Source organism: Robertmurraya beringensis (assembly GCF_042433785.1).
GTDB classification, from domain to species: domain Bacteria; phylum Bacillota; class Bacilli; order Bacillales; family Cytobacillaceae; genus Robertmurraya_A; species Robertmurraya_A beringensis.
Window position 1 is genome coordinate 70,439 of sequence record NZ_JBHLUU010000127.1, and the last position, 26,272, is coordinate 96,710.

16 protein-coding genes are annotated in these 26,272 nt (G+C 40.1%); all 16 read right to left on the reverse strand.

Translation table 11 applies throughout. From position 1 onward, the window contains the following. Positions 1-28: 28 nt before the first annotated feature. Complete coding sequence (gene nirB / locus ACFFHF_RS23265; RefSeq protein ID WP_160546019.1) at positions 29-2,464, reverse strand: nitrite reductase large subunit NirB; 2,436 nt, start codon at positions 2,462-2,464, stop codon at positions 29-31. 206 nt (positions 2,465-2,670) lie between these two features. Continuing rightward, entirely contained in the window at positions 2,671-5,376 is a 2,706-nt protein-coding gene (locus ACFFHF_RS23270; RefSeq protein ID WP_160546020.1) for a tetratricopeptide repeat protein, read from the reverse strand. Positions 5,377-5,592: 216 nt separating this feature from the next. Beyond that, complete coding sequence (locus ACFFHF_RS23275) at positions 5,593-6,840, reverse strand: M20 family metallo-hydrolase (protein WP_160546021.1); 1,248 nt, start codon at positions 6,838-6,840, stop codon at positions 5,593-5,595. A 19-nt stretch (positions 6,841-6,859) separates the two neighbouring features. After that, positions 6,860-7,963 (reverse strand): alanine dehydrogenase, encoded by a 1,104-nt coding sequence (ald, locus tag ACFFHF_RS23280; RefSeq protein WP_160546022.1) that lies wholly within the window; start codon positions 7,961-7,963, stop codon positions 6,860-6,862. Between the two features lie 47 nt (positions 7,964-8,010). Further along, positions 8,011-9,369, reverse strand: a complete 1,359-nt coding sequence (locus tag ACFFHF_RS23285; protein WP_160546023.1) for an aspartate aminotransferase family protein — start codon at positions 9,367-9,369, stop codon at positions 8,011-8,013. A 32-nt stretch (positions 9,370-9,401) separates the two neighbouring features. Then, complete coding sequence (locus ACFFHF_RS23290) at positions 9,402-10,868, reverse strand: CoA-acylating methylmalonate-semialdehyde dehydrogenase (protein ID WP_160546024.1); 1,467 nt, start codon at positions 10,866-10,868, stop codon at positions 9,402-9,404. Between the two features lie 106 nt (positions 10,869-10,974). Beyond that, positions 10,975-12,624, reverse strand: coding sequence for a PucR family transcriptional regulator (locus tag ACFFHF_RS23295; protein WP_377059175.1), 1,650 nt, complete (start codon positions 12,622-12,624; stop codon positions 10,975-10,977). Positions 12,625-12,698: 74 nt separating this feature from the next. Next, positions 12,699-12,926, reverse strand: a complete 228-nt coding sequence (locus ACFFHF_RS23300; protein WP_160546026.1) for a hypothetical protein — start codon at positions 12,924-12,926, stop codon at positions 12,699-12,701. A gap of 14 nt (positions 12,927-12,940) precedes the next feature. Beyond that, a complete protein-coding gene (locus tag ACFFHF_RS23305; RefSeq protein ID WP_160546027.1) occupies positions 12,941-14,413 on the reverse strand; it encodes a cytosine permease in 1,473 nt (490 codons plus the stop codon). A 93-nt stretch (positions 14,414-14,506) separates the two neighbouring features. Then, complete coding sequence (hydA, locus tag ACFFHF_RS23310; protein ID WP_160546028.1) at positions 14,507-15,922, reverse strand: dihydropyrimidinase; 1,416 nt, start codon at positions 15,920-15,922, stop codon at positions 14,507-14,509. A gap of 22 nt (positions 15,923-15,944) precedes the next feature. Continuing rightward, complete coding sequence (gene preA, locus ACFFHF_RS23315) at positions 15,945-17,231, reverse strand: NAD-dependent dihydropyrimidine dehydrogenase subunit PreA (protein WP_160546029.1); 1,287 nt, start codon at positions 17,229-17,231, stop codon at positions 15,945-15,947. Positions 17,232-17,263: 32 nt separating this feature from the next. After that, entirely contained in the window at positions 17,264-18,637 is a 1,374-nt protein-coding gene (locus ACFFHF_RS23320) for an NAD(P)-dependent oxidoreductase (RefSeq protein ID WP_160546030.1), read from the reverse strand. A 42-nt stretch (positions 18,638-18,679) separates the two neighbouring features. Then, the gene (locus tag ACFFHF_RS23325) at positions 18,680-19,564 is read right to left on the reverse strand and encodes a nitrilase-related carbon-nitrogen hydrolase (protein ID WP_160546031.1); all 885 of its coding nucleotides are present in this window, start codon (positions 19,562-19,564) and stop codon (positions 18,680-18,682) included. Between the two features lie 400 nt (positions 19,565-19,964). After that, positions 19,965-20,945 (reverse strand): STAS domain-containing protein, encoded by a 981-nt coding sequence (locus ACFFHF_RS23330; protein WP_377059176.1) that lies wholly within the window; start codon positions 20,943-20,945, stop codon positions 19,965-19,967. 53 nt (positions 20,946-20,998) lie between these two features. Next, positions 20,999-22,879: a selenocysteine-specific translation elongation factor gene (selB, locus tag ACFFHF_RS23335; RefSeq protein ID WP_340903518.1), complete on the reverse strand. Its 1,881-nt coding sequence runs from the start codon at positions 22,877-22,879 to the stop codon at positions 20,999-21,001. 255 nt (positions 22,880-23,134) lie between these two features. Continuing rightward, positions 23,135-26,272 (reverse strand): AAA family ATPase, encoded by a 3,138-nt coding sequence (locus ACFFHF_RS23340; protein WP_377059177.1) that lies wholly within the window; start codon positions 26,270-26,272, stop codon positions 23,135-23,137.

A 26,272-nucleotide genomic window follows, 5' to 3' on the forward strand; every position in this document is an offset into this window, starting at 1 on the left:
CGTAAATATTAAATTTCCACTTACGATACTAGACTAAAACTTCTGGAAATTCCTCTGTTTTGTAGTATTTTTCACGAATTTGTTGATTTTTCAGTGCTTCATTCCAAGGCTCTGTGTATCTAGTTAATGAACGATCCAGTTTCGCAGTTAATTCTTTTCTAACTTCAGCATTCTGCAGTACTTCTTTTACATGTTCTAGGCCCACACGTTCAATCCATGTTGATGTACGCTCTAGGTAATTGGCGGTCTCACGGTAGTACTGAATATAAGCACTAATCATATCCATTACGTCTTCTTCAGTCTTTAACGTGCAGAGTAGGTCACCGGCACGAAGATCGGTTCCTCCGTTACCGCCTACATACAATTCAAAACCGCCATCAATTCCGACAATTCCCATATCTTTAATTCCTGCTTCAGCACAGTTACGTGGACATCCTGATACGCCCATCTTAAATTTATGTGGAGTGTCTAAACGTTCAAATTTCTTCTCAAGGTCAATTCCTAGTTGCATGGTATCTTGTGTACCATAACGGCAGAATTGAGATCCTACACATGTTTTTACTGTACGTAATGTTTTTCCGTAGGCATAACCAGAAGGCATTCCTAGGTCTTCCCAAACATTTGTCAGATCTTCTTTTTTCACACCTAGTAATGCGATACGCTGTCCACCAGTAAGCTTAACAAGCGGTATATTGTATTTCTCGGTAACCTCAGCAATTTTCTTTAAGTCCTCAGCATTTGTTACACCACCGTACATTCTTGGAACAACAGAGTATGTGCCGTCTTTTTGAATGTTCGCGTGCATTTTCTCGTTAACAAGTCGAGAGTCACGTTCATCGTGGTATTCTTCAGGGTGAAGCATACCTAGATAGTAGTTAAGAGCAGGACGACATTTGCTGCAGCCTTCCTCGTTGTTCCAGCCAAGAACATTCATGACTTCTTTCGTACTCATCATGCCTTTTTCTTTAATTTCAGCAACTACCTCGTCACGGCTTAAAGTTGTACAACCACAGAGAGTCTTTTTATTAGCTTTTGTGGCATCAAATGAATCACCCAATGTATAAGCAAGAATTTCACCAACAATACCTTTACATCGACCGCAAGAACGACCTGCGTTTGTACAGCTAGATACTTGATCAACCGTTGTAAGCCCTTTTGTTTGAATGGCTTCCACTATGGTTCCCTTTGAGACGCCGTTACATCCACACACAATCTCTGTATCTGGCATAGAGTCAACGCTCATGTCTGCTTGACCCCCGCCACAGCAACCAGAGTCTAAGATACTTGCGCTTGTTTTCCCACTAACATCTTCTTTATCAACAAGCATGCGGAACAATTTTGTACTATCCTTTGTGTCACCGTATAGAACAATCCCCACTACTCGATTGTCTCTTATTAGTATTTTTTTATAAATGCCTTCAAATTCATTGTGTACTTTAATTGCTTTTGTTGATTTATCATCAATTATTTCACCCGCAGAATAAAGGTCAACATCAGAAACCTTCAGCTGGGTCCCTGTTACAGATCCTTCATATGGTGAAACCTCTAAACCGAGTATTCTCTGTGCTAAAACCTTCCCTTGTTCATAGAGAGGGGCGACCATTCCATACGTGATTTCTCTATGTTCTGCACATTCCCCAACCGCATATACATTAGGTGTATTTGTTTCCATCAAGTCATTGACAACAATCCCACGGTTTACATTAATGCCAGCTTCTTTTGCAAGCTGTGTATTTGGTTTAATTCCGACCGCCATAACGACTAGATCTGTTTCGATTTCTGTTCCGTCGCTAAATCGAAGACCTGTAACTCGGTCATCTCCAAGAATTACACTCGTTTGTTTTTCAAAAAGGAACTTCATCCCTTGCGCTTCAAGTTCTTCTTTCAGCATAATTGCAGCTGTCTCATCTAGCTGTCTTTCCATGAGGTGTGGCATCAAATGAACCACATGAACGTCCATTCCTAGGTCAATTAAACCTCTTGCAGCTTCTAGACCAAGAAGACCTCCACCGATAACTACCGCTTTTTTATGTGTACGAGCTACTTCCATCATATTTTCACAATCTTGAATATCACGGAAGCCCGTTACTCCTTGTTTATCCGCACCGGGTACCGGTAGGATGAAAGAGCTTGAACCTGTTGCAATAATTAGTTCATCGTAAGCAACGATTCTTCCCGTAGAAGAAACGACTGTCTTTAATTGTGGATTGATCTTTGCTACCGCTTCATTTGTATATAAAGTGATATTATTTTCACGGTACCATTCCCATTCATTTAGAAAGATCTCATCTACCGTTGTTTTTCCTTGCAATACATTTGATAATTGAATTCGGTTGTAGTTTGGATATGGTTCGTTTCCAAAGATTGTTATATGAAAAGCATCGGGCGTTAGTTTTAGAATTTCCTCGATTACTCTTACTCCTGCCATCCCGTTACCAATAAGAACTAAATGTTTTTTTTCCATTTTGTTTTGTCCTCCCCAGCCTGAGCTTTATGCTCGTTATTTCACAATCAATTTGATAGCTCTATTTTAACTTCTTTTATGTTGAAAACTTGTGAAGTTTGTCACACTTTCGTGAACTATGTGAATGTATTCACATTTTGTTCAAAGTTTTGAAGCTTTCAGAATGAAAAAAAGCTGGTGCATGATTGCACCAGCTTGAAAACTAATTATACTTCTTGTTTGACTTTAGGACTTCCAGTAAACAGGTATTCGTATTGCTTATAACGGACCGTGAATAGCTTAATTGGATCCTCAAAAGCAGTTGGATTTTGCTGAAGCTTTGCTAAAGATAGCTCAAATTGATTAATCTTTTCTACTAAGTCTTCTGCTGTGTGAGTTAACTCATCCTTAGGTTTTTGGAAGAACGATTCTAAATCTTTTTGTATGGCCATTGCAAAAAAATGATAAGGCGCAAAAAACTGTTTACTTACGTGTTTTGCTACTTCGGAATAATCTTCCGTTTCTACATAGCGCTTGTATTTTTGCTGCAGCATCGCTTTATTTTGACCGATGCCAGCCAAAAGCTTCCCTGCTCCCTTAAGCAACAATTGTGTTGGATTATGTTTTAACATAATGTTGATGTGCTCTAATTGAACACCACTTGTTAACCGTCCAGTGTCTCTTCTCCAGTCGTGAAGTAATTGATCATCTACAGGGAACTGGAATTTTTCAATTCCGTATAAGCCATTAAAGCTTGTAGCCATTTCATCTAAATAAGCACGAATCTGCTGTAGTTCCTCTTTTGTAAGACCAATCCATTTTTGAAGAGAAGAGTAGAGCTTTGGAAGGGTAGTGTTTTGTAAATATTCCTCCATGCGCCTATTCATTTCTTCGTTTAATTGAAGATGAATAGTAGCAAGATTGCTTTGATCGGTAATAGATTCTGCTGTTGATTTTAGAACACTTGGTATGTCAGCTTCTACTTCTGCTGAAAGCTCCTGCAAGATCGAAATATAATTCTGCTTAAGCCTTTCTCCAACTTCCTGTTCTAGATCACCAAGTTGCATGGAAGCTCCACTAACCTTAGCTAACATTTCCTTATTCCACTGAATCACATCGATTAATTTTTCTTCTTTATCAGCTCGTTTAGCTAGTAGATAGTGTAGTGTTTCTTTAATAAAGTAAAGCTCTTTTCTTGTTCTTCTTTCGTTGGATCTCTCACTGTTTACTTCGGCTAAAACATGACTCCAGTCCACCGCTTGAGAAGTCGTGTACGGATAAATCTCAGCATTAGGGAATATTGGATTCAGGTTTTTCTTGACGGTTTCCATATAATAAGAAACGCCAGTCTCTTCTTCAGCTACCTTTGGGATTGGAAGGATAAAAATGAACGTATGATCGTTAGCTTGTTGGTTCATTTGTCTTATCACATTCATTTCCATTTCGTTTAATGGATTTTCCTCATTTAAAACATAAATAATGCTATCAGCCATGTGTAAATTAACAGATAGTGAGCTTCTTTCTTGAACTGTTCCACGATACGGTGGAATGGACATTAATGAAGTGTTCTCCGCTTTTAACAGTTCAAAAGGTCCTTTAGAATGGATGTAATGATCAGTTGACCCGATTTCCGAAGGACTGTCTACTTGTTTGGATTCAACGGAATTGACTTCTATTAATTCAGGTTCAGGCAAGTAGCTATATAATGCTAATTTGGAAGACAATTGGCTTACTTGTTCATGTCCAAGCACATCACTTAAAATCGTTGTTTGTAGCTTGCTTGTTCCTGTAAACAAAGTAATGGTGCTTTGCTTATTTTGTAAATTCTCCATAATCCATTTCAGCTTATTGCTTACTTGCATATCTTCTTCAGCCCAAGTAACGATACTTGAGAACAATTGTTTAGTTTGGTGCACATCAATTAATCCATTTAATGAAGAATTTGTTAGTGCATGATTAGCCACCGAAACCGTATCTTCATCGATCGTACCTGGGAAAACTTCATTCCACGCCAGTACTGCACAAGCAGTATAGACAAAATGATTTGATTCTGCGAAACGCATCCAATTTTTTAGCAATAATGGAATGATTTCTTGAATCTCATTCAAGGTATACTTTCCACTTAAAAATAACTGAAAAGTTTTTAAGTATTGTTGAGATAGAAGCTTCCAGGATAACTGTTCAGGAAGCTCTGATTGTAGTAGTAATGAATTAAGCTCGCGTACCCAATTAAGTAGCTCTGATTGTTCTTCGTAATTTTCCCAAAGCTTAAAAACAATCTTCTCAAAACGAATACGATCAAGGCGTAACATGAATGATAAAAATGGAATATACTCTTCAGGTTTAAAAATGGTGGTTCGTTGTTCATCGCAATATTTTTTAATGATATCGATCCATTCTGGAGAGTTGGTGCGCATAAATTCTTTCATGGCAAGATGAATTGCATTAGCCCAATCTTCAATTTCTTCAAAGAAGAGACGGGCAAGTTCAGTGACTCCAGGATAATCAGGGTGGTTGTTAATGGTTTCGCTAATAATAGACGTGGCTTCATGGGTACGACCGTCTTTTACGTAAAGTCTAAATAGCTGTAAAGAAACTTCTGTATGAAGTACAATCGATTCTGTACTTACTCTTTTATAGATTTCCTCTGCAGTTGAGTATTGCTCTAACTCCAAGTAAGCATCTGCGATATTCTTTTTGGCCCATGGTGCTAACTCATTTTGAATACTTTCCCACTTAAAGATCGCTGCTTCAAAGTCTTTGTATAGGAAATACACTTCCCCTTGTGCGAATCGAATGGGTGTTAAGTCGGGAACGTCCTTTTGTTGCTCCCTATAATATGCTTCCCCTAGTGAACGTACGGGAAAATCCGTTTCTTGTTCAATTAGGGTTTGATAATATTTTTTCTGAACGAATTGCTTCTCTGATGTCATAATAATTCCTCCATATTTTTTCTCCCCATTCATTTTAATAACCGATAGAGTAAAATATGCTAAGATGCTATGTAACTCTTCATTGATTCTGTTTATTATAATATGATTCTACATAATTCGGAGAAAAATATCTTTTTATGTCGTAAAATGAACAAAAACACCTAGCTCAAAGGAACTAGATGTTATATCCAACACAACCACGATGGTGGTTGTGTCTCACCCTTTGTAGTTGATGACGGTGTGGTAGAGGAGCTCGGTTCCGAGTGAGATATCCTCAATTGTTGAAAATTCCTTAGGATTATGGCTGATTCCGTCCTTGCATCTCACAAAAATCATGCCGTATTCGCAAACGTATGACATGGAAAGAGAATCGTGAAAAGGACCACTCATTAATTCAATTGGATTTAGGCCGATCACTTCACTTTGTTGCCTCATGATATTCATTAATCTTTCAGAGCAATACCTTGGTTCGCTATTGGTATCCTCCGAAATGGTATAGCGTAAACCATGAGTATCCGCTATTTCTTTGATTTGATTTCTTAGGTTAGCTTCAAGCACATGTCTTCGATTAATATCAATATCACGTAAATCGACAGTAAAGGTTACTTTCTCAGGGATTATATTTCGAGAGTCTGGGAATACTTGTAGACTTCCGACGGTTCCGACGGTTGGCGCATTTGGATCCTGGCTAGCCAGCTCGTTTAGTGCGACAATTACTTTCGCAGCACCAACTAGCGCGTCTTGTCGCATGGACATCGGAACGGATCCAGCATGACCGGCAAAACCTTCGAACTCAACAGAAAGCCAAAGTGGTCCAGATATACCTGTCACAATTCCAACAGGAACCCCCTTTGCTTCTAAAATAGGACCCTGTTCAATGTGAAGTTCTAAGAAGGCACCAATCACCCCTTCCTTATACTGTGAATCCTTAAATTTAGTTGGATCACAGCCGAATTCGATTAGTGCTTCTCTTCTTGATACTCCATTTTTGTCCTTCCTCGCAAGCTCTCCCTCTTCTAGCTTGCCAAGTATTCCTCTGACTCCAAATAAACCTTTGTTAAATCGGCATCCTTCCTCATCACAAAAGGCAACTACTTCGATGGGAGTATCAGGGACTATGTTTTTTTCTATCATCGTTTGGACAACTTCTAGGGCACCCAATACGCCAATTACTCCATCAAATCTTCCTCCATAAGGCTGTGAGTCGATGTGAGAGCCTACCATTAATATAGGTGCATTAGAATTCTTCCCTTCTAGTCTACCAATTAAGTTTCCAAAATGGTCAATTCTTGCTTTTAAACCGGCATCCTCCATCCACCTTTTAACTGTCTCAACTGCTTGCTTATCTTCGGTCGAGAGTGCTAAGCGGCAAACACCTGTATCGGAAATCTTTCCAATCTCCGCTAGCTCATGTATTCTTTTTTCAAGTCGCTCTTTATTGATAGAAAGTGTTCGTAGTGTCATCTATATCCCTCCTTCCCCTTTAAATGGTTGAAACGTACGGAAGATTATGTGCCATAGCAACTCCTTCGTAAACGACCTTCCCATCAATGACATTTAACCCTTTAAATAATGACTTGTTTTCGGCAAATGCTATTTTATAGCCTTTGTCAGCTATTTCGATAATATATGGAACCGTGACATTTGTTAGCGCAATGGTTGACGTTCTTGGAACAGCCCCAGGCATATTTCCAACTGCATAATGAACGACACCATGCTTTATATAGGTTGGATCGGCATGGGTGGTCACATGTGTAGCCGTTTCAAAAATTCCTCCCTGGTCAATGGCCACATCAACAATGACAGAGCCTTCCTCCATGAGTCGAACCATTTCTTCTGTTACTAGTTTAGGAGCTTTCATACCAGGAAGAAGAACCGCACCAATTACTAAGTCCGAATCCGCAACCGCTTGGGCGATCGTATATGGATTCGACATAAGTGTCGTTATAGATGAGCCAAAGATATCGTCTAATTCTCTTAATCTTGCTGCACTAACATCAAGGATCGATACCTTCGCACCAAGACCAATAGCAATTTTCGCTGCATTGGTTCCAACAACCCCTCCACCGATAATCGTAACCTTCCCACGATTTACACCAGGAACACCACCGAGGAGGATCCCTTTTCCACCCTTACTTTTTTCTAAATAGGTGGCCCCAATTTGAGCAGCCATTCTTCCTGCTACCTCGCTCATTGGTGTTAATAATGGCAAACTGCGATCGGGCAATTGAACAGTTTCATAGGAGATGGCGACTACCTTTTTCTGAATGAGTGCTTCTGTTAACGTAAAATTGGCAGCTAAGTGCAAATAGGTGAATAAAATTAATCCTTCATAAAAATAAGCATATTCACTTGGAATGGGTTCTTTTACTTTTATGACCATTTCGCATGCCCAAGCTTCAGCGGCCGTTTCAACAATACACGCTCCCGCTTCTATATACTCTTCATCAATGAAACCTGAAGCCAATCCGGCTCCCTTTTCTACGAAAACATGATGACCTTTTGTGCTTAATTGTAGGACGCCAGCAGGTGTAAGAGCAACGCGGTTCTCTTGGCTTTTGATCTCTTTTGGTACTCCGATTTTCATAGCATTCTTCCTTTCTAGTCATTTGGAAAACGCACGATGCTCTATGTTTATTTGACGAGCTCCTCTAGTTCAGACGTGACGGTTGTAAATAAGAAGTCGAGTTCTTCTTCTTTAATGGATAATGGGGGAGATAGGGTCAGAACGTTATTAAATCCAGCTACGGTTGCTCCGTTCTTCCCAATTATAAGTCCTTTTTTCTTACAGCCAGCAATCACTTGGTTCACCAAACCTACATCTAATGGTTCCTTAGTAGCTTTATCCTTTACGAGTTCAATTCCTATTAGTAACCCTTTTCCACGAACGTCCCCTACGAACGGATGGTTCAGTAATCTTGTATTTAATCTCTCTTTGAGTTGTTCTCCTAAATTTTTAGAACGATCAAATAGTTTCTCTGTTTCCATGATCTCTAGGTTTTTTAATGCAAGAGCACAAGCAGCCGGATTGCCACCGAATGTATTAACATGGCGGAAGTATTCGTATTCTTCACTACCTTTAAAAGCTTCATAGATTTCCTTTTTGACAGCTGTTGCTGATAATGGAAGATAGGCGCTTGTGATCCCCTTTGCCATCGTAACTATATCAGGCTGCACTCCATAATTCATGAAGCCGAATGCTTTCCCTGTACGACCAAATCCACATATTACTTCGTCAACAATTAATAGTGCTCCGTGTTTTTCACACGCTTCCTTCACGCCCATCATATAGTTATCAGGCGGAATGAGTATCCCTCCTCCGGTAATGATCGGCTCCATGATAACTCCAGCAATCGTTTCGCTAAGCTCCCATGTCATCACTCGCTCAATATCTTTGACAGAGTCGAGTTCTGAGGCTGGACTGTCCAATTGATCATTTGATCGATAAGAATCAGGTGGTGACACATGAACGAAACCAGGAGCTAGTGGTTCATATTTATACTTTCTCTGTGCCTGCCCCGTTGCAGCAAGAGACCCCATTGTGTTTCCATGGTAGGCTCGATAACGAGAAATGAATTTATATCGTGAGTGGTTCCCCATTTGCTGATGATATTGTCTTGCTATTTTAAATGCGGTTTCATTCGCTTCTGAACCGCTGTTCGAAAAAAAGATCACGTATTCGTCGCCCAAAAGTTCATTAAGCTTTTCAGCTAATTGAATCGCAGGGGTATGGCTTTGGGTGAGTGGGAAATAAGCCATTTTCTTTAGCTGCTCATACGCAGCATCAGCAAGCTCTGTCCGACCATATCCTACATTGACACACCAAAGGCCAGCCATTCCATCCAAAAAACGATTTCCTTCATGATCCGTTACCCAAGCGCCTTCTGCTTTTTCAGCAATCATCGTACCGTTTGGATTGTAAGGTTTCATGGAATGCCATACAAAGTCTTTATCTTTTGTTAGAAAATCTTCTCCTTGTTTCATTTGAGCCATCGCAAATTCCCCTTTCTCACCCAGTTATGTTTTTAATAGTCAAAACGGGATGTAATCATTTTCTTTTTTGTAAAGAAATTGACGCCATCCTTTCCATTTACATGTAAATCGCCATAAAAGGAGTCCTTCCAGCCAGAGAATGGGAAAAAGGCCATAGTTGCAGGTACACCAACATTGATTCCTAGCATGCCAGCGTCTGCTTCTTCTCGGAATTGACGAATAGCAGCTGCATCCTTTGTATAAATGGTTGCTCCATTACCGTATCGGGACTTGCTAATAAATGATAACGCTTCATCTAGATCTTTTGCCCGTAATAGGCTTAAAACTGGGGCAAATATTTCATCTTTTGCTATCTTCATATCAGGAGAAACATGGTCGAAAATCGTTGGTCCAAGAAAACTACCTTCCTTATGCAATTCCATCTCTGGTCGCCCGTCACGAACGAGAGTGGCCCCTTCTTTTACACCGATATCGATGTACTGTAACACCTTCTCGCGGTGAGAATCACGGATAACTGGTGTTAGTAATACTTCCTCATTCAGCCCATTTCCGATCAGTAATTCGTCTGCCTTCTGTTTAAGTGCAGCTACAAATTGTTCTCCATCCCCAACAACAACGACTGCACTACATGCCATACATCGTTGGCCTGCGCTTCCAAAAGCAGAGCTAATGATATGTGAAACTGCTTTTTCAATATTGGCATCAGGCATGACGACATGATGGTTTTTAGCACCGGATAATGCCTGCACTCTTTTTCCATGCGCAGCTGCACGCTCGTATACATACTTTGCAACCGGTTGTGACCCAACGAAGGAAATCGCCTTTACATCCTCATGTTCGATCAGCCCATTTACGACATCATGTGCACCATGAACAATATTGAGCACTCCTTTGGGAGCTCCGGCTTGAGTAAATAGCTCAACTAGTTCACTTGCTAAAAGAGGCGTTCGTTCCGACGGTTTTAGTACAAAGGTGTTTCCACAGGCGATCGCAAGTGGGAACATCCATAGGGGGACCATCATTGGGAAGTTAAAAGGTGTAATTCCACCGATTACCCCTAACGGATAGCGATACATTTCGGAATCAATATCTTCTGCAATATTAGATAAAGTTTCACCCATCATCAGCGTAGGAGCGCCCGCGGCAAACTCGACGCATTCAATTCCACGTTGAACCTCTCCATAGGCTTCCTTATACGCTTTGCCATTTTCTTTTACGACTAACCGGGCGAGCTTTTCATGATTTTCTGTTAATAAATAATGGTATTTATATAGAATCCTTGCTCTTTTTGGCACGGGAGTGTTTTTCCACGTTTGAAATGCAATGGTTGCTGCTTTTACTGCTTGATCAACGTCCTCTTTTGAAGAAAGGGGAACGGTTGCAATCAACTCTGAGGTTGCAGGATTAAGCACTTCCAATGAATCTGAACTATAAGACTCAACCCATTCTCCGTTAATATAGTTTTTCAACTTTACCGTATGCTTTTTGATTACTGTCATTCGTGCATCCCCCTTATAAATAATTAGTTATCTTCTAGTATTATTATCAAGGATATGCTCTCCTTGTGACATTAGACGTTTTGTGAAAAAAAGCTTGTGTTAAACTTTACATTTTGCCTTCTTTGGGGACTAACTGACGTCCTCCTTTCTCTTTCTTCAACTGGGAAGTAAGAAGGAATTCGTGAGATAAAATCATGAACTCAATGGCAAGCCTTTTTTCATGATGTAAAAAATCATCCCCAAGAAGCTTTTCTAATTTTTCAATACGATGGTAGAGCGTTTGACGAACGATAAATAAGCGCTTAGCGGTTTCCTGTTTGGACCCGTTACAGGCTAGATATGTTTTTAATGTTTCTAATAACTTTCCATTGTACATATCGTCATAGGTTAGAACGGGTTCGAGATACTCCATGACAATTTCTTGTAGATTAACATGTTTATTTAATAACGAAATAAGGCGGAAAATATGCAGATCATCATAAAAATGACATTGAGAAGGTACGGTTAACCGGTCTTGGATGCGGATCGTTTCTAAGGAGGTTAAATAGCTTTCATGAACATGGGCTAATTGTGGGACAAATTTACCTATAGCAAGTACAAATGGGGTTGTTTGCTTAGACATTCTTAAATCTGATTTTTCTAATCGTTGAATCCCTTCCTTCATCCGGACCTTCCACGTTGAAGCGTTTCGTTCGTTAATGAAGATAAAAGTAATCGTATGCTTCTTCTCAATGGAAAAGAGTGTAAATCCTTGAGGTTCAAAAAAAGCACGAACGTATAAATTGAAATAGGTAATATCAAGCGTGGAAAAGTCTGAGATTGATTCTAACTTAAATTGACAAACAACTGCCCCCTTCGGCTTAATTTTGGGGAAATGATAGCCCAAATAGTCATGAATAGCATCTTCGCTATGTTCCCCATCGAGCCAAGCTGTAAGCCATTCAGATTCCTCAATCCTTTTTTTCTCTTCTACATATAGTTGTCTCAAAAGGAGCTGCGCCAGTGCGGTTGCGGTTCGATCGAGTATTAAGTGATCAAATTCTGTAAGAGTGCGGTTTTCCGCAAGAAGATATAATTCTGCATATGTATCTCCTAAAATATGAATGGGGATTTTTGTTATCGTTTGAGGGGCGAAATCGGCACCTTGATTAATCTCATCATGAATCAGTTGAATAAATTTCTTTTTTTCACTTGTTTTTACATCTGGTGAAAATTGCATTTCTTGATTGTTAAAGACAATCACTACTTGAATCTGTAAGTATTCCTTTGTAAACTGAAGGATTTCCTTTGTATGGCCGAACGTAAGTAGTTTTTTGTTTAGTTCCTGTGTGTAGCTTTCAAGCTCCGATATCATTTGATATTGTCGATTGATAAGGATGGAATGAATATCTTGTGTGATTTCAACGAACGGTACTTCATTGTGAAAAATGAGTAAGGGAAATTGGTGCAGGTTACAAAGATCAATCACTTCATTTGGTATATGCGTGGTGTATGTACCTAGTTCAATGCATAATCCGGAAGCATGTACTTCAATTAATTGCTCCACAACAGATAAAAATAACTCCTTGTTATCATGTAGTAAGGCACAAGTGGATAAAATAAATTCTCCTCCACGCAAAAGCTTGCGAATATTTGTTACCTCTACAATATGTACCCACTTGACTGGTCGAATAAGTCCCTCTTCACCTGCGAGAATCTCAATTTCTTCAAAATGTTTTCTTTGTAATAAATCTCCTACTGTAATATATGATTTCAAGAAACAGCCCCCTTCCCACTTCAATTGTAAAAACGTGAGTCACTCAGACATTGTCTGTGTGACTCGCGTTTGTGTTAAGCTCCTTTTTGCTGTTTTAGTTTTATGATCATTACAGAGAAATACTTACGCCCTTCAGCTGTAGCTACATGTAAGGTGACGGTTTCTTTTTCATCAGATTGTTCGTTCATAAAGTCAACAAAAGATCCGCTTAATGTTTCTGTGACACTTTTTATCGTAAATCCTTTTTGAATGAAAAAATCAATCTTATCTCTTTCCTGAAGATATTGTTGGTATTCGGACATAAGGTGTCCCCCTTTTATACTTGTGTGTTAATTGGCTCTGTGACAAGAACAGATTCTTTTCCTGCTTCTATATCCCAGTCACGTCCGACGGAGATACCGAGGTATTTTTCATCGCTAGGATCCACGAGCTCAGCTTGCTCATATTTTTGAAACCACCAATACTTGGCTAAGAAATAGTAAATAATGGCCCCTACCAAGAATCCAACAATAAAGGAGTACGTTGATAAATAGTATGCTGCTGCGCCTCCAATGATCCATGAAATCATTCCAGCAAGATTGACACCATTCATATATTTGAATTGCCCATCTGCCTCGTATAGGTCTGTCACGTTTACTCTTCTTTTACGAATCACATAATAATCGGTAAATAAAATACCAACGATGGCTGATAAAATCCCACCAATCACGAGTAGAGCTGGAACAATTACTCCAAATAAGCTCCATGGCTGAACAACAATTCCAATGACACCGGCGATGATTACTCCAACCCAGAACGGAACTTTCGGACCGCCAACATTGGAAAAAATCGTCGCCGCTGGAATAACATTTGCAGATGTATTGGTTGACCATTGTGCTAGAACGATCATAAGGAGAAGAATACCTAGAATAAAGCCAGTAGCTGCTTCCTGTAGAGCAACGACCGGATCATAATTTAATACAGCAATATAGGACACTGCACCGATAATGACCATAAACGTGTTTGTAATTGGCATGGCAATGATATTCCCAAAAATTTGAGCTTTGTTTCGTTTAAACCAATTTCTTTCGTTTTTTGGAGCCTTGATAAAACGAGATAAGGAAGGCATATCTGCGGCAAGAGTTGCCCAAAAGCCCATATTTGCCATAACAACAACCATAAATGCGGTTAAGGCAGCACCACCAGTAACCGGACTTTCCACCCAAGTCCAAACGTCTCTTCCTTGCTCAATCGCTTTGTCAGAAAGGGATGTATACATCCAGGCAGAGATAATAATGATGATCGGAGCGGCAAGGTCAGCGAACCGTTCAATTGCTTTAATTCCTAAGGCGGTGTTTACTAGTTGAACGGTAGCAAACAACACGAAGCAAATAAACCAATTATCAAATTGAAAAAGTGCATTTAGTATTCCGTTCATTGCAGTTGCACCAAAATACGTATTAATACCAAACCAACAAGCAGCGGTTACTCCACGAACGATGGAAGGGATATGAGTACCGATCGTTCCAAAAGGGGCTCTCATATAGACTGGGAAGGATAATCCATGTTCGATTCCGATGTCTCCAATTATTGTCATAAAGATTCCGATTGCGACTGAACCAATGATCGTTGCTACAATTACCCAGCCAAGAGGAAGACTCTGTACACCAGAGCCACCAATCGCAAATGCTGCTAAAACGACTGCCATCCCTACCCAAATAATTGAAAAACCTAATGATCCAATTTTCTTATCGCTGTGGGAAATGGGAAGTAAATCTGGAGACTTTAAATAACCACTACTTTTTTTCATTAAACCACTCCTTTTCTAGTTTTTAATATATAAAATTTTCTGATAATGGAATTATCAGAAAATTTATATCCCTTCCCATTTGCATTTTTTGATTTAAATTGGTACGGAATTGTTTTCCGTTTCAAGCGTTTTTCCGTACCTTGCTCGTTTAATGTATTTTCCTCCACCAATTGTTCCGATAAAAGCTTTGTCACGAATGACAAATTCTCCTCTAGAGAGAACCGACACGGGTTCACCAATTACCTCCATTCCTTCAAAGGCATTGTAATCAACCGCCATATGGTGAGTTTTTGCTGAGATCGTGCGCTCAACATTCGGGTCAAATATGACGATATCCGCATCTGTACCAACCGCAATAGTTCCCTTTTTCGGATAAAGACCAAAAAGCTTTGCAACCTTTGTAGATGTGATATCTACAAATTGGTTTAAAGAGATTCTTCCTTTTTTTACACCTTCAGAAAACAAGATGGATAATCGGTCTTCGATGATGGGACCTCCATTTGGAATTTTTGAAAAGTCACCCTTACCAAGACTTTTTTGGCCATCAAAATCAAAGGAGCATTGATCGGAACCTATCGTTTGCAGCTCACCTGTTTTGAGAGCATTCCATAATACATCTTGGTTCCATTTTTCACGCAATGGCGGTGACCACACGTATTTGGCTCCCTCGAAATTTGGTTTTTCAAGATAGGACTGATCAAGAACTAAGTATTGTGGACAGGTTTCTCCCCAAATATCAATACCTTTTGAACGAGCTTCTGCTATTTTCCTAGCTGCCTCTGCACAAGAAACATGCACGACGTACAGTTGTGAATCAGCTAGCCCTGTTAAAGTAGCCGCTCTTCCAGTTGCTTCCCCCTCGACCTCAGGTGGTCGGGTTAATGCATGGTAAATAGGGTCTGTCTGATTCAACTCAAGTGCTTTCTTTGTTAAGAAGTCAATCACATCCCCATTTTCGGCATGTACCATCACGAGTGCTCCATGCTCCTTCGCCGCTAATAAGGTACGGAATAAAGTCTCGTCATCCGCCTGAAATACATTTTTGTATGCCATAAACACTTTAAAGGATGTGATTCCCTCTTCCTTCATGATTGTTGGTAGCTCTTCTAGTACTTGGTCATTAATTTCACCGATCATTAGATGGAAGCTGTAGTCAATTACCGCTTTTTCTTTTGACTTATCGTGCCACACTTTGATGGAATTTTTTAATGGTTCCCCCTTATTGGTCAAACAAAAGTCGATAACGGTTGTCGTTCCACCAAAAGCTGCCGCGATTGTCCCTGTTTCGAAATCATCTTTTGTTACGGTGCCGCCAAATGGCATATCTAGATGTGTATGAGGATCGATTCCACCGGGAAACACGAATTTTCCTGTTGCATCAATCACTTCTGCGTCGTTCGAAGGGAGGTTATGACCGATTTGATGAATGGTTCCATTTTCAATGAGTATGTCAGCTTGATACGTATCTGTTGCTGTTACGACCGTTCCGTTTTTGATTACTTTTTTCAAGTCTGTTTCCTCCTTTAATGATCTATCTTTTTATAATGTCTGCATCACAAGCTATGGCACCTAGTGCTGCTTGCCTTTCGTTCCAAGTCATAGGTGGCAGCTCGTTTGGTAGTTCAACCATGTCAATTGCACCGTCAACAGGACAAACAATCGAGCATAAATTACAACCTACACAATCTTCTTCTCGTACTCGTAAGATACTTTCTCCATTTGCTCCTTTTAACATATCAATGCACTGGTGAGAAGTGTCCTCACACGCGATATGACATTTATTGCAATTGATACATACATCGTTATTAATTCTTGCAACGATTTTATAATTAAGGTCCAGATTTCCCCAATCAGAGTATTTTGGCACAGATTTCCCCACAATATCCATGACCGAAGCGATTCCTTTGTCATCTAAATAATTGTTTAAGCCTTCAATCATATCCTCAACAATTCGGAAGCCGTGATGCATGGCAGCTGTACACACTTGGACGCCTGTCGCTCCCATCAACAAAAATTCCACGGTATCTCTCCAGTATGAGATTCCACCAATTCCAGAAATCGGAACATTAATATGGGGATTTCTCGCACATTCACCGACCATATTTAAAGCAATCGGCTTTACTGCGGGTCCGCAATATCCGCCGTGCGCTCCTTTACCAGCAACATGAGGAATGGTGTTCCAAGTATCAATATCGACACCAGCTAAGCTATTGATGGTATTGATCATACTGATGGCATCGGCACCACCCCTTGTTGCTGCCTCAGCTGTAACGGTGATATCGGTAATATTCGGCGTGAGCTTAACAATGACGGGTGTTTGGGCAACTTCCTTTACCCAATACGTTTGTTTTTCGACTAGCTCAGGTACTTGGCCAGAGGCTGATCCCATTCCTCTTTCTGCCATTCCGTGCGGGCAACCAAAATTGAGCTCTAACCCGTCTACACCTATTGCTTCTACCTTTTTGACAATCTCATGCCACTTTTCTTGTTTGGGCTCTACCATAAGAGAAGCAATGATTGCGTGATTGGGGAATTTCTTTTTGGTTTCCGCGATTTCCTTCAGATTCACCTCAAGTGGTCGATCGGTGATCAGTTCAATATTGTTAAAGCCTGCCACTCTTTGCCCATTAAAGCTTACAGCAGCAAATCGAGATGAAACATTCAGAATCGGTTCTCCAAGCGTTTTCCAAACAGCGCCACCCCAACCCGCCTCAAAGGCTCTCTGCACTTGGTATCCAGAGTTTGTCGGGGGAGCTGAAGCGAGCCAGAAAGGATTCGGGGATTGAATCCCTGCCAAGTTGATACGTAAATCTGCCATCATCATACCTCCTTGAATTGAGTAGCCCTTGATTAGGCGGTTTCAGATACGGTTTTGTTAATCATTTGGTGGATGGCGTGTGCAGTTTTCTTTCCTTGTTGTGCTGCGGAAACAACCATCGCTTCTCCTTGACCTTTTCCGAAAATAACATCTCCACAAGCAAATACTTTTTTGTTGGAGGTTTGGTATGTGTTTTCGTTAATAGTAACGACTCCACCATCATGCTCGAGGTTCATCTCCTCGATGAGATTTACGTATCTAGACTGGCCAATCGCTTTTATAACAGCATCCACTTCTAATTGAAATTCAGATCCTTTTACCGGAACAGGCTTCCTTCGACCATCCTCACCTGCTTCGGTTAGTTCCATCTTAATACATTCGATGGCTTTTACATTCCCAAGCTGATCTCCGATAATTCTGACGGGTGCGGTTAACCATCTGAACTCGACTCCATCCTGCTTAGCAAATTCATATTCAAAGTCATACGCAGTCATTTCCTCGAGAGTTCTTCTGTATAAGATCTTTACATTTTCAGCTCCGAGTCGAACAGAACAAGTCGCGCCGTCAATTGCCGTATTACCGGCGCCGATAACAACGACTTTTTTTCCAAGGAACTCATTAGTAATAGGACTTGTTTTCGTTTGTTTTACAAACTCAATCGCATCATATACTCCTTGTAAATCTTCACCCTCAATTCCTATATTAGGAACACTAGACATGCCAATCGCTAAAATAACCACATCATAGTTTTCTAGAATTTCTTGGACAGAGATGTCGATGCCAACCTTTGTGTTTGTCTTAATTTTCACATCGACACTTTCCACTTGTTCGACTTCCCAGAACGATACTTCCTTTGGCAGTCGGAACGAGACAATACCGTACGTATTCAATCCGCCAGCATGTTCAGCTGCTTCAAAAATGGTAACGTCATAGCCGAGGATACCGAGCTCTCTCGCAGCAGATAGTCCGGCAGGTCCACCACCGATTATGGCAACCCTAGTACCGTTTTTCTTACCAGCTTTAAAAAGAATTTGATTATTTTTCATAGCCCAATCGGTAGCATATCGTTGTAGGTTTCCAATCATAATTGGTTTAGTAGAATGGTTGAGTACACATGAGCCTTCACATAATTCTTCTGTTGGGCAGACACGGGAGCAGCTTGCGCCAATTGGATTGGCTGACATGATGGTGGTTGCGGAACCTTTTATATTTCCTGAGGCTATTTTTTTAATGAAGGTTGGGATATCAATCCCTGTTGGACAGGCTGTAATACAAGGTGCATCATAGCAATAAAGGCAGCGATTTGCTTCCTCTACCGCCTCTCGATTGGAAAGTCCGGGATGGACCTCCTGAAAGTTAGCAGCTATATGATCGTAGGAAATTCTCGATTGTTTTACCGTACTCAAATGTAAATACCCCCTCTAAGCTTTTTGTTTTTTTCTTGCTATCTAAATTGAGGTCATTTTCTCATACGTTTCCGGACGTCGATCACGGTAAAACTGCCAAACATCTCTTACTTCTCGAATCATTTTTTTATCCATTACTCCAATGATTACTTCATCTTTGTCTCGGCTACCCATGGCCACAAAGCTTCCTCTTGGATCAACGAGGTACGACTGGCCATAAAATTCGCCCATATTCCATGGACCTTCATAGCCAACCCGATTGATAGCGGCCACGTAATAACCGTTGGCAACTGCATGGGCAGGTTGCTCAAGCTTCCACAAGTATTCGGAGGTTCCAGAAACTGTGGCGGAAGGGTTAAACACAATCTCTGCTCCATTAAGTCCTAGTACTCGAGCACCTTCTGGAAAATGTCGGTCATAACAAATGTACACTCCGATTTTTGCAAATGCGGTATCAAATACGGGGTATCCTAAGTTTCCAGGCTTGAAATAGTATTTTTCCCAGAAGCCATAACCCTGATCACCTACAGCCACATGCGGGATATGGTGTTTGCGGTATTTTCCTAAATAAGCACCGTCCGCATCAATGACAGCTGCCGTATTATAATAAGTGGCAATGCCCTCACGCTCATAGATTGGAAGAATAATTACGACTCCCAGTTCCTTCGCAAGTTCCTGAAATAGCTTTGTTGTGGGACCATTAGGAATTTCCTCTGCCGCATCATACCATTTTGTATTTTGCTCAGAACAAAAGTAGGGTCCGTAAAAGATTTCTTGTAAACAAACAATTTGTGCCCCTTTTTCCTTTGCTTCACGAACGAGAGTGATATGTTTTTCGATGGCTTTTTGTTTATGAACCTCAACGGGCTCTTTTCCATCCACGTCGTTGCTTGCCTGAATTAAACCAATGGTTACTTGATCTGCCATTCTCTTTATTCCCCCTAATCCCAAAAATACTTTTCTATTTTTCTTGAAATATAAAAACTAATAGCATAGGAGCATGGATTCTTCATGTACATCTTGTACATTATATTTCTTGTAAATGGACAGTATCCCTCCTATTTTTATACTGAATGCAGAAAAATCTAAACTTTTAATTAATTTTACAATTGCTTGTTTTCCATCGCATGATACATTATGTAAAATCCTTCTAGCCAATAGCTAGTCACTTTGTTAATTTTGACTGGAGTATGTGAGATATTTTGACGAGTTGTTCTATAAAGGTAGTAGAGAATATTTTTTACAAGAAGAGTATTTGTCATAGTGGAATATGTTGTGTGAAATTATGTAACAAAAATTGAATTAAGCCCATTATAATACTTACAACCTAGTGACTGAGAACTATTTTGTTAGATATCATTACGTCCTTTTTATTATCATATAAAAAACCACTTCCTTTTGAAGAAGTGGTTTTGAAACTGTCCATCTCAGGCAGACAAATACCTGTGATTTGTCCACGAAGGGTGTCTGTCACCAGCTTAGCGGTTGCGAGAGCTTTGGCGAGGGTGGACACGATTTTGACTTTATTAAAGTTTAGGCCCAGTTGGACTGACGTTTGGGCGATTTCTGGGCGCAACCCAGAAAGAACGGTATTCACACCGATTAAGTCAAGTGCTTCTATTAGCTGAAATAACTTGTGGGCAACCATTGTGTCGATCATTACGACCCCAGAAAGGTCAATAAACAACACGGTTATTCCTTTTGAGGAACATTGCAACAAAGTATTCTCTATAATAAACCTGGATCGATTTGTATCAATTTCCCCAGTTAATGGTAATAATGCAGCGTTATTATCGATAGCGATAACGGGAGAGGCTAATTCATTTATTAATTCCTGCTGTGCACGCAGGCGGCTCTCAGTATATTCATTTAATTCCTCAACCAATCGTAGCATCACAAGCTTAAAGGCTTTAATAATCATACGATTCCATACATTTATTGAGTGTCGGTCATATGTCCCCTCATGGATGGTCGCAAACTCTTGAAGAAAATCTAGATACTGGTCTTGTACTCTAAAAAACTCTCGTAATGTAAAATGGTTAGGAGTTTGGAAATGTGGTTCATCCTTAACAATTTCTAGTATCCAATTTTGTATGTCTTGTGTGAATTGCTCTTCATCTTTAATAAATATTTCGCAAAGCTGTAAGTGAAAACGATAGTTTTGCTGTTTTAAGTTTTCAATGACTTCAGGATCCTTGGAAGAATACACTCCGGCAGGATCACTCTTATCCAAGGAAGCATACCAGTCTTCTGTTAGCTGCCAAGATTTATCAAGTAAAAACTTATGTAGCTCTTTATTTCTATGCATTCATTTTCCCCCTATGTAATCGCGATCGTAGCAACATAAATATGATGCTACATTTATAACCACACTCGCATGTTTTCAACTCGTTTTGTGATTTGGTTCTCATCTAATCGCTCTAAAAAAGGAATCATGTATTTCCTTGATAATCCGAGTATTTCTTTTGCTTTCCCTACATCAAACTCTATATTCGTTTCAGCTTTAAGCCTATTCACTGCTTCTGTAAAAACCTCTCCATGATAGTAATAGGATTCGTCAAGAGAAATAATCATTTCTCGTTCGATCCAATATCTTTTAACGTCCTCGACTAAGGCGTCTGGAATTCCCGCTCCTTTAATATATTCCTGTAAATATTTTACTTGAAGACCATCTCTTTTTAAATCATTTAATAGGTTGTCTGTTCGTTTCATCCAACTAGGCGGAACATGAGGAGTAAAAGAGGATAAGGAAACAAATTGTCCCTTTCTCTGAAACAGATTCGTAGCAGACCCTTGTTCAATTACATATTCGACTAACGACTTCGGATACCATTTTTGTAAGCCTTGTAGGAGCTCGGCTTTATTGACCCCATTGCGTAGTGGGAACTGGTTATGGTAGTCATTTAAACGATCGAACAATTCTTCCTCAACATCCTTAATGATGGCTTGTAGGGTGTATTCCTTGCTAGAGTAGTGGATAAATTCTTCCCCAGCAAGAGCAAGAGAAACTTCCTCCTGATCGAGAGAGGTCCGCTTAATGAGTTCATCGATGGACAAACTCTTGGCCTCGATTAACGCGGCAGTTAAGCGTTCGGCCGGTGACCCTTCTTTCTTTTTCGCCAACTCTTCAATCGTTTGATGTCCGAAACGGTACTTCTCACCTTTAGGATCGATAACCCAGCCCCCGCCGATCGTTTCCTGTGGGCTAGGTCTGCGTAAAATAAAACGATCTCCACGCTTTGTGACGATTTCCTCCTCGAGTCTTAATTGACAAAGGATTTCCCCACTTTCAGCTTTCAGTTCATTACGGTCAAAAAATACAATTCTTCCCATCACTTCGGCCGTTCCGATATGACATTTAATCGGCATTCTTTGCTTTACCAGATATTCAAGGTCCTCTACCATGTGGATGGCAACGTCAACTGTACGAGTGATATTAAAATGCTCGGAGGAAACAAGTACATCGCCGCGTTCAATTTCCTCTTTAGATACGTTTGATAAATTAATCGCTACTCTTTGACCAGCGAACGCTTGTTTAGCTGGTTCGTGGTGAACCTGAAGCTGCCTTGCTCTAACTTCAATTCCTCGAGGCATAATCGTAAGAAGTTGACCTTCCTCAACCGCCCCTTCATACAGGGTCCCTCTTACAACCGTTCCCTGTCCTTTTACGGTGAATACTTGGTCGATTGGCAAGCGAAATGGTCCCTTTGTATCACGAACGTCTTGCTGTTCTAGCGTTTTTATAATTTGTAATTTAAGTTCGTCAATTCCTTTATGTGAAAGGCTGTCAACAAGGACGTAAGGAGAGTTTTCAAAGACCGTACCGTTTAATTCTTCATAAATATCATCTTTTACTAATTCTGAAAATTCCTCATCGACCTTGTCCATTTTTGTAATCGCAACAATACCTGAATGTATTCCTAAAAATCCGAGTATTTCAAGATGCTCCTTTGTTTGTGGCATAACTCCTTCATCTGCTGCGACGACAAGAACGACCAAATCGATACCTGCCACCCCAGCAATCATTTGCCTAATAAATCGCTCATGTCCCGGAACGTCAATTACTGATATTTGTATATTTTCACTCTCATATAAGGGGGCGAACCCTAGTTCTATCGAAATTTGTCGTTCTTTTTCTTCTTTTAAACGATCGGTATCAACATTGGTCAGTGCCTTCGTGAGTGTTGTTTTTCCGTGGTCAATATGACCAGCCATGCCTATTGTAAAATATCGTTTTTCCATGTTTGCACCTACTTTAATGTTCTCCACTCTTTTACTTTATCTTTAAAATGTTAATTGCTCAACTTTTTTGGTGTATGGTTACCTGCCGTTTCCCATTATGATATGGAATAAAACTGTAATGGAATTGTAATAGAATTGTAATAGAATGATTCCAATGCTCACCTTGGATAAGCTGAACATTCATACCAATTATTACTATTTTATTCCTCTAATAATCTAAAAACCAGGAGTAAAGTAATTTACTCCTGGTTTTGGTTAATTAATAAATTGAAAGTGAGTAGTACTTCCACTCTGGCTAGCAACAACCTCTAGTCGCACATCAATTCGTTCCTTTAGCTCAGGTACGTGTGATATGATCCCAACTAGTCGTCCGCTACTTTGAATGTCAATGAGTGCCTCAATCGCTTGGTCAAGTGATTCTGGGTCCAACGTACCAAAGCCTTCATCAATAAACATCGTCTCTAGAGAAACACCACCCGCATAATTCTGGACAACATCAGCTAGTCCAAGTGCTAAAGAAAGTGAGGCTTTAAAGCTCTCTCCACCAGATAATGTTTTTACGTGACGTTCTTGACCCGTATATGAATCAATGACGAGGAGCTCAAGTCCGCTTTGTGTGTTCCCTTTTGATTTATCCATTTTTCGAAGCAGTTGGAATCTTCCACTCGTCATTTTTTGCAATCGTCCATTCGCTTCTCTTAAGATGTCGTCTAAAAAAGAACCGAGAACATATCTCTCAAATGTGATTCGTAGATTATTGTTGCCTTTTGAAATATCGGCAAGATTACCAATTATTTTGTACTGTTCTTCCATTTGCTTCATTTCTTTGTTCAAGGAATAAATCGTTTCTAATATCTGTTCGTTTTCTCGCTTTTTAAAGTTTAAGTCACTCTTTTGATCTTCAATCTCTTTAATTTCCTGAGTCATTTTATCAATGAGGTCAGTTAATTCTTGAAGATGGGGCATGGGTACATCCTTTAATTGTCCTTCTAATTCTGTGTAGCGATCGGTTGCTGAGCGAAGTGACTCACGATAGTGTGTAATCTCTGTTTCCATTTGTTGAAGTTCCACTTCGGAGCGCTTTGCTGTTTCATATTGCTTATAGTTTTGAAAGCCTTGTTGTTCTAGTTTTTCCTTAAACACTTCTCGCTCCACTTGAAGCTCGTCCTGTTTCGTCTTCTTTGACTGATGGACTGACTGAAGCTGTCCTTCAATCGTGGAAAGGGAAACTTTAGAATTTTGTAGTGCTATTTGTGCCTGTTCAAGCTTGGTGTTGAGTTCGTGTAACTGGCTTTGCTGACGGATTACTTCTAGGTCGAACATATCAACTGAACGAAGTGCTTCAGGAATTGTTTCTTGAAGTCTAGTAAAATGGCTGTTTTTTTCAACGAACGAGAGTCTAGCTTCCTGGTAGGATTCGTCTAGCTCTTTGGCCTTCAGTGTCCATTCCGCCTTTGCTGTTTCTAGTTTCTTTAGGCCCTCCACAATTGTATCCAGCTGTTCAAGACCTGTTTGTAATTTTAGTTGCTCCGCCCAGACATCACTTTTCTTACTTAAAACGGTCTCTTTGAAAGTAGATAGTTCCTCAATTGAAAAATCAGGCTTACTCGCTTGTAAAGACTCTAGTGTTTGAGAGACTAATAGTGTGGAGGCTTCCACGCTCGATTGTAACTTGTAACTTTGTGACTGTCCTTCGTTTCTCTCTTTCTCTAATACTTCAAGCTGTTGTTTCGCAGCTTTCAAATCGGCTTCATTTGGAATGGTTTTATCTTCCAGATGAGTCGGTTTTGGATGGTGTTCTGACCCGCAAACTGGACAAGGAGCACCGTTTTGAAGCTTACTGGCTAGTATAGAAGCTTGTCCATGCATCCAGCTGTTTTCTAGTTCTTCCACGAGAGATTTGGAATCCAAGTAGCGTGCAATTGTTCGCTCAAACTCCGCTTGTTTTCGATTGTATTTCTCTTCTAAAGTTAACAGGTTTTCCCTCTGTTTTTCTAGCGAAGAAATTAGATCTGCTTCACGCTTTAACTCTTCAAGGAGGTTTTTGTTTTCTAGAAAAACAAGTTTGCTTGCATCTATTTCTTCTTTTTTCTGGGCGTATAATTTAAGACGATGTTCAATTTCTGTTCCCTTTTTTTCCGCTACTGTCTTGTCCTCTTCCAGTTTTTTACATTGTAGTTGAAGGTCGCGGATTTCAGCTTCAAGTTTCGCATAAGAGTGTACATCGTCCTTTAAGGATCTCAGTTTGTGTATTCCTTCCTCTAATGCTCTTCTTTGAGGTTCTTTTTCCTTTTCGGCTTGCCATGCTTCTTCAAGTTTTTGCCCTTGAACCAACAATGCCTTTTGCTTTTCTTCCAAGTCATTCGCTTGAGTTTCGTAAGCGGTTAGTTCTTTTTTTAACCTAGAACATAGTTGCTCTTGCTGTAGCAAGAATATCGCTTTTTTTCCTAATTCTACGTCATGCCTTTTTTTCTCAAACATTTCCTTTTGGCTTTCAAGGCGCAGCTTGTTCTGAAGGGCATTTTCCTTTGCTTCGAACTGTTTTATAACGATTTCTGCCTCATAAAGCTTTTTTTGCTCTACTTGACGCTGTTGATTTTTTTCCGATATTTCTTTTTCAAATAACGAGATTTGCTCTGTCATTGCTTGAATTTCTTCTATTAATGCCGGTACAATAACAAGATCATTTGTACTGCCCGCTTCCATATACTCTTTTAAATCCTCTGTAAACAAGGCGTGTATTTTTCGAATCGCAAGGTTACGGTCTGCAAGCTGTTTTTCTACAGCTGCTTTTAAAGAAGCGGCTTCTTCTTTTAGCTTTTCCTCAATTTTCTTATACAGCTGAGTATGGAATAAGCGTTGCAGGATGGCTTCTTTTTCTTTGCTATCAGAGGTTAATAACTTTCTAAATTCCCCTTGTGGGATCATAATAATTTGGCGGAATTGATTGCTGTCAATCAGCATGATTTGTTTTATTTTTTCATCCACATCACGAACATTAGATGCGACGATTTGCTTCGTTCCATCCTCATCGTATACATACAGCTCAGCTTTTGCGCCAATTGAGGTAACCCCATCACCCCGTGCCTTTTTCTTTTCTTGTTGAGGAGAACGACTAATCTCATACGTTTTGCCTCGAAGAAGAAATTCCAATGATACCTCTGTTAATGTATCGTTGTCGGCAAATTGGCTACGAAGCTCTGGACCATTTCGATCTTCCCCACTCGCTTTTCCATAGATGGCATAGCTAATTCCGTCAAAAATGGTTGTTTTTCCTGCCCCTGTTTTCCCAGAGATGACAAACATCGTTCTGTTTCCAAGCTCGGAAAAGTCAATCACCTCTGTACGAGAGTATGGGCCAAATGCCTGCATGGTTAGCTTCAAAGGTCTCAT